At 70.7% G+C, this 6,713-nt stretch carries 4 protein-coding genes; 2 read left to right on the plus strand and 2 right to left on the minus strand.

All coding sequences use genetic code 11. The annotated features are described in order from the left end of the window. Both VNE62_07380 and VNE62_07385 read right to left on the minus strand, forming a co-directional pair. On the minus strand, positions 1-392 hold a 392-nt coding region (locus VNE62_07380; GenBank protein ID HVE92105.1), incomplete at its 3' end, for a DUF1990 family protein. Positions 393-397: 5 nt separating this feature from the next. Then, entirely contained in the window at positions 398-3,286 is a 2,889-nt protein-coding gene (locus VNE62_07385; protein HVE92106.1) for an adenylate/guanylate cyclase domain-containing protein, read from the minus strand. 135 nt (positions 3,287-3,421) lie between these two features. On the opposite strand from VNE62_07385, the gene VNE62_07390 reads away from it, so the two are divergent. Both VNE62_07390 and VNE62_07395 read left to right on the plus strand, forming a co-directional pair. Continuing rightward, positions 3,422-3,760: a hypothetical protein gene (locus tag VNE62_07390; protein ID HVE92107.1), complete on the plus strand. Its 339-nt coding sequence runs from the start codon at positions 3,422-3,424 to the stop codon at positions 3,758-3,760. A gap of 66 nt (positions 3,761-3,826) precedes the next feature. Continuing rightward, positions 3,827-6,586, plus strand: coding sequence for a sialidase family protein (locus VNE62_07395; protein ID HVE92108.1), 2,760 nt, complete (start codon positions 3,827-3,829; stop codon positions 6,584-6,586). Positions 6,587-6,713 lie beyond the last annotated feature (127 nt).

Below are 6,713 nucleotides of genomic sequence, written 5' to 3' on the forward strand. Positions count from 1 at the left end.
CCTATCTCCGCGTGCTCGCGCAGGGTCCCGTAGCAAAAGCCGTAGCGGGGGTCTTCGTCGCTCGGGAGCCGGCTGACGATCCGGCACCCGTTCAGCGACCAGAAGCCCATGTGACTGGCTATCACCACGACGTTCGAACCCAGTTCGGCGGTCGGCTTCTCCGGGAAGACGTCCGCCCACCCCAAACGGACGCCGGCGAATGAGTCCAGTGCCTGCTTTGCAGTCTCCAGGTCGGACTCGCCGGTCCCGATCCGGACCCGGTGGACGTCCACGTTGTAGCCCTCGGGGTTCATCCTGCACAGTCCCAACGGCTCATAGGACAGGGGGGCCGACGCCAGACCGGACAAAAACTCGCGAATGGTCGCCTCGTCGGGTTTGGAAGACAGGAACACGCGACTCATCCTCCGGACGAGGTCTGGGCCTGCAGGCGCGCGGCGACCTGTTCGGCCAGCTCAACCGTGCGCTCCCACGGCTCGGACTCCCACGCCTGCCGCCGGGCAGCCAGAACCGCCTCACCATGCTTCGAAATCAAGACCTCGTGGGCACCGGAGATCCACACCCGGTCGGTGGGATCCAGATACCGGATCTCGGCAGGGTCGGCCGCGCTCAGAAGAGGCGCTGCGTCCAGATCTCCCGCGTACCCGCCCACAGCTCCCGCAGCAACCACCGCGAGTTGTTCGAGCGGCGCAGCGCCGCGGGCGGCATCGATCGCCTGAGCGATCCACCGGCCGGCGTCCTCGAAGTCCGCGGCCCGGGTGGCCAGCATCGCCAGGTTGAAGCTCGCTGCCGCGACTCCGTCGTTCCGCCCCTCCTGACGTGAGACGGCAGCCATGCGCACCCCCGCCTCCCTCGCGCGGGGAAGATCGCCGAGCTCCAAGGCCGCGGCACTGATCGTGCTCAGGGCCGGAGCGGCGCCCCTCACGTCGCCCAGGGCATCCGCGGCAGCCAGTCGCTTCTCGGCTATCTCGATCGCTCTCTGCGGCTCGCCACGGTGAAACGCGATAGTCCCCCGCAGGCTGAGGGCCGCAGCGCGGAGGTCCAGGGCCGCGGCTTCGTCGGACAGCCTCTCGCACTCCACAAGTGACTCCTCGGCCTCCGCCAGCCGTCCCCGCCGGGCAAACATGCCGGCTTGGTGCAGCAGCGCCTGCGCCTCGTGCAGCGTGTAGCCCCGTTCGTTCGCCTCGCGCCGGATCTCGCTGAACAACTCCATCGCCTCGTCGCCCTTCCCAGTGGTGTCAAGCGTGATCGCGCGACGCGAGCGCACGGCCAGCAACAGTCCCGGCGCGCCGTCAGAGACAAGAAGCTCAGCCTCGTCGAGAAGACCGATGTCTTCCGCTGCCGGCGCGTAGGGAGAAGCAATGCACATCAGCGCGATCGCCCGCCATCTGGGCGGAAGTTCAGATACGGCCAGAGCTGCCCGGGCCCCCTCCGCGGCCTCCTCGGCGCGTCCGGAGATGAGGTGCAGGTGTGCCGCGGCAGCGCCGAGAGCGGCGCGGCGCTCGGGAGACGGACCTGCATCGAGACACTGCGCGATCAAGGCCTGGCCCTGATCCCGGCTCCCGTTCTCGAACCAGGGCATGCAGAGCAGGACGAGATCCGTGGCCGCGGCGGGCTCTGTGGGTGCTCGTGCCGAAACAACGTCTGCCACGTCCGGAAAGACCGGCCTCGCCTCGGCCTGAACGTGCAGCTCTGGCGCGTCGGCACTGTGGCCGAACTGGTGCGTCAGGGTGGCCATACGGCGCGAGTCGACGAGATCCCGGTCGCGGTCGTCAAGCTCGCGGGCCATGAAGGCGCGGATCGTGTCCAGCAGTCTCACGCGGCCTTCTTCCACAACGATCAGGGACCGATCTCGCAGCCGAAGCAACGCGGCCATGGAACCGCCGGCCACCTCCGCCGCAGTCTCCAGCCGCCAGCGACCCAGCAAGCGTGTCATTCGAGCCAGCAGTTCCCGGTCCTCCGGCTTCAACAACTCGACGGTCCACTCCACGGCGGCCTCCAGCGTCCGGTGACGAGGCAGCGCGGTCCGGTAGCCGGTCGTGAGCAGAGCGAACCGGTCACGCAGTCCGGACACGACCTCCTCGGCCCCCATCTCCGCGACGCGAGCCCCCGCGAGCTCCAGAGCCAATGGGATTCCGTCCAGGCGCCTTGATATCTCCACCAAGGCAGCTCCGTCGCGCTGGACGTCGATTTCCGTTCCGCGAGCCTCGGCCCGGTCGACCAGCAACCGAACGGCTGGTGAGTCCAAGGGATCGCCGTCGGCCGCCGGTTCGACGGGCAATGGCGCAACCGAGACCACTCGCTCGACGGGCAGACGGATCGCCTCAAGCGAGGTGGCGAGGACCGTGGTGTGCGGTATGCGCGCGACAATCAGGTCGATCAGAGAGGCGACCGCGTCCAGGACCCGTTCGCAGCTGTCGAGGACGAGCATCGCGGGACGATGGGCGAGTGCCGCCAGGATGGCGTCCTCGGGTCCGTGTCCGGCCAGCGGACGGGCGCCGATCGCCGAGGCAACGGCCCCCAGCAGGTGGTCCGGTCCGGCAAGCGACGACAGTTCGGCGAAGTGCACCGTGCCGCCATATGTCGGCGCCGCCAGAGCAGCGGCCTCCAGCGCGAGCCGCGTCTTGCCGACGCCGCTTGGTCCGACGAGCGTCACGACCGACCCCTGCCGCAGCATCGGCACTACACGGTCGAGTTCGGACTCCCGTCCCAGCAGCGCCGTCGCCGGCAGGGGCAGACCGTAGTGCTGCCGGGCCGCCCTCAGGGGAGGAAATCCGTCCGGAAGCCCAGGCCCGGACAGCTGGAACAGGTCCACCGGCCCGTCGAAGTCGCGCAGGCGGTGGGGGCCGAGCGGACGCAGCCGGCACCCGTCCGGAGCCTCCGCGGCCGCTGCTTCGGTGATCAGCACCTGGCCCCCGTGTGCCAGAGCGGCGACGCGCGCGGCGCGATGGACTGCGAGTCCGGTGAAGTCGCCGTCCGGACGCCGCTGTGCCGGGCCGAGATGAAGACCCATGCGCACGAGCACCTGTGTGCCGTCCGGCCACTGTTCGGCTGCCAGCGCCCGTTGGCCGGCAGCGGCGAACCTCAGCGCCTCGGGGGGGTCGGAGAATGCCAGAAAGAAGGAGTCCCCCTCGGTGTGGATCTCCTCGCCCCCCGACTCGGAGACGCACCTGCGGATGACATCGCGGTGCTGCTCGAGCACCCGGTCGAAAGCTTCTTCGCCGAGGGCACGCAGCAGTCGCGTGGACCCCTGGATGTCCGTGAAGCAGAAGGTGAGCGCCTCCGCCATGGTCCCGAGTCTGCCACGGCCCCGTCAGGAACCGGTCACTCGAACGCGTCCGCGGCAGGAACCGCTGTCGCCACGGCGAACGTAGCCGCGCACTGCCTGTCACCCGAGGGAGATCCGCTACTGGGGAGGTTGGAAATGAAGCGTCTTGCCCTGCTGCCTGCTGTCGCACTTGCCTTGCTGGCGATCGCATCGCCCGCCAGCGCCGTCCGGGTCAACGACCCGACACCCACCGGCGCCTTCAGCGACTCCGGCAACGCGGGGTACGTGGAGGTCGACGAAAACGGCGCCCTGCGCGTCTGCAACGAGAACCCGAACACCCCAGCCGGAGACAGCGGCACCGGCTACGGGTGGGTCAACCCCAACGGCGAGGGGACCAGGCCGACGTACGGAAACAGCACCATCGGCGCGGGCGACTCAGACGGATCCGACGACGGCGACCCGGCCAACGGCAACGAGGCGAACGACTGCCCGTAAGGGCGTGACGTTGCAGGCGGGGGGCCCCACCGGCCCCCGCGCTCATATTCGGGACGGGGGGGCACCTTGAAGGCAGTCCGGGTCGCATTTCTGGTGATCATGCTGGCGTCACCTCCCAGCGCAGCGGTGGCGGCCCCAGGCGGACTGTCGCTGGGCGAGCCTCCATCCCTTAGCGGGACCGTCGTCAGCGAGGACTTCCGCCTCCGTCCCGGTGAGACCGTCCGCGCGAAGGGCCGGCTGCGCATCGTCGTGCAGAACACGGCCGATATCCAGGGTGCGCTCGTGGGCGACGCGGGACATCCGATTGAGATCGTCGCCCGCGGCCCCCTGGTCGTTCTCGGGCGGATCACGGGCGGAACCGGTGCTCCCGGCTCCCGTGGGGGCGACGTCGTCCTGAAGTCGCTCACTGGCGAAGTCCGGATCGAACCGGGCGACGTCGTGGCCTCGGGGGCCGGAGGAGACGCCACGAAGAAGTCGGCCGTGTCATCGGTGGCTGCAGCCGGCGGCGGCGACGGCGGCGACGTCACGATCGCCGGCTCGCCGGCCGTGGTTCGGGGAACGATCCGGCTTGGCGACGGGGGCCGCGGCGGCGACGCGAACTCCCTGCAGGCGCGCGCCGGTGACGGAGGAGACTCCGGGAATTTCGTTTACAAAGGGGACGTCGCCGCGATCCGGGACAGAATCGACGGGGGCCGCGGAGGCGCCGGGGGCTCAGGACGCGCCGCAGCATCGAACCCTGCACAGAGCCCGGCAACGTCCGACACCTGCACCGCTTCCCCGGCGGTGAGCTCGGCACGGTCCGGAAACCCGGCTCCCCCCGCAAAGCAGCCCGCGGACGGATCCGCAGGCACGTCGTCTGCCGCATCTGGGGGGAACGGAGCGGCCGGGGCGGCGGGCCGCAATGGACCCGGTGGCGCGTCCGGGAACTTCACTCCCCTGGGCGCCGGCAACGGAGCCAACGGCGGCGACGCCTGCCCGGGCGGCACCGGTGGCGACGGAGGCCGCGCTCAGGCGATCGGCGGCGCCGGAGGAGACTCGGCATTCGGAACCGGCGGCGCAGGTGGTGACGCCACCGCTGTCGGAGGCACGGGCGGAAGCGGAGGCCGTGGCGGCGCAGGGGGCGCCGGCGGTCGCGGGGGCACGGCCGTCCTGGCTTTGGGCGGCAACGGAGGCAACGGAGGAAACGGGGGCCCAGGAGGACTCGGGGGCAACGGCGGAGATGCGTGCGCCGAGGGCGGCGCGGGAGGAATCGGGGCGGCCGGTAACGGGCCTGCGGGCACCGCCACGGCGACACCCGGGGCCGCCGGCGCGCCGGGAGCGGCGGGTCCGGCGGGAGTCGCCGGTCCGGGCGGGACGAGCGCACTGAACGCCACCAACGGGGCCCCCGGCCAGCCGGGTGCGGCCGGCAGCGCGGGGCAGCCCGGGACGGCCGGCGCGGTGACCCCCGCGCCCTGCCTGGCCGCCATCCAGGTGAGCACCGACCCGTACACCGGCGGCAGCGGACAGCACCAGACGGAGGTCGAGCCGGACTCCTTTGCTTACGGGTCCACGATGGTCTCGGCCTTCCAGGTGGCCAGGATCCACAACGGCGGGGCCATGAACGTTGGGTGGGCGACGTCCAAGGACGACGGCGCCACATGGTCGCGCGGGTACCTGCCGTCCATCACCAAGCTCGCCGGAGGTCCGTGGGACCGGGCCAGCGACCCGGTTGTCGCCTACAGCGCGCGGGACAACGTCTGGTTTGTACAGACGCTGGGAATCGAGGCGACTTCGGGAGTGGCCGGACGGGTGGTCCTCGTCAGCCGCTCAGCCGACGGCGGCACCACCTGGGGGCCCCCGGTGACCGTCGCGGGCGGCCCGACCAAGAGCCTGGACAAGAACTGGATGGCCTGCGACAACACACCGGCCAGCCCGTACTACGGCAACTGCTACTCCACGTGGGACGACCACGGCGCCGGCAACCGCATGGAGATGAGCACGTCCACCAACGGCGGGCTCGCGTGGGGGCCGGTCCTGCGGCCGGCGGACAACGCGGGAGGCCTTGGTGGCATCCCGCTCGTCCAGCCGGACGGCGACGTCGTCGTGACCTACTCCACGGGGTGGTCGCAGGTGCGTGCCTTCAGCTCGACCAACGGTGGCGCTTCCTGGGGGCCGAGCATGCTGGTGTCCGCCGCCTCCTACCGCGCCCCGAGCGGCCTGCGGGCGCCGCCTCTGCCGACGGCCGAGGTCGCCGCCGACGGAACGATGTACGTCGCCTGGCACGACTGCCGGTTCCGCAGCGGCTGCAGCGCCAACGACATCGTGCTGAGCAAGTCCATCGACGGTACGACGTGGACGGCCCCCGTCCGGATACCGATCGACCCGACGGACAGCGGCATCGACCACTTCATCCCCGGACTGGCCGTGAACCCCGCGACCTCCGGGTCCGGCACGCACCTGTTCGTGGCGTACTACAAGTACCCGGTGGCGTCGTGCACCTCGACTGCTTGTCTGCTGCAGGTCGGCTTCGCATCGTCCGCGGACGCCGGGGCGACCTGGACGTCGTCGACCCTCGAGCCGGCGTTCCCGCTTGCCTGGATCTCCGACACGACCCAGGGACGGATGGTCGGCGACTACATCTCCGCCTCGTTCCTGGGCAGCGGACGCGTTCTGCCTATCTGGTCGCACGCGTACGCCCCGCAGGGAACGGACTTCGACCAGGGCATGGAGTCGATCCTCGGGGGCCTGTCCATTCCTCCCACGTCGGGCACACCCGCGGAAGCGGGAGGCATGGTGTCCGCCGGAACCGGTTCGCCGGCCCCGGCGGACCCCCCCACCCAGAAGTAGTCCTGCACCGGGGCGGCTAGACCCCCGCGTATGCCTCCTCGAGCTTGGCGAGGTCGAACTTCTTCATGGTCAGAAAGGCCTGGGTCACACGCGCCCGCGTGGCTTCGTCGGACTCCTGCATCATTCT

This window comes from Actinomycetota bacterium (assembly GCA_035536535.1).
Lineage (GTDB): Bacteria > Actinomycetota > JAICYB01 > JAICYB01 > JAICYB01 > DATLNZ01.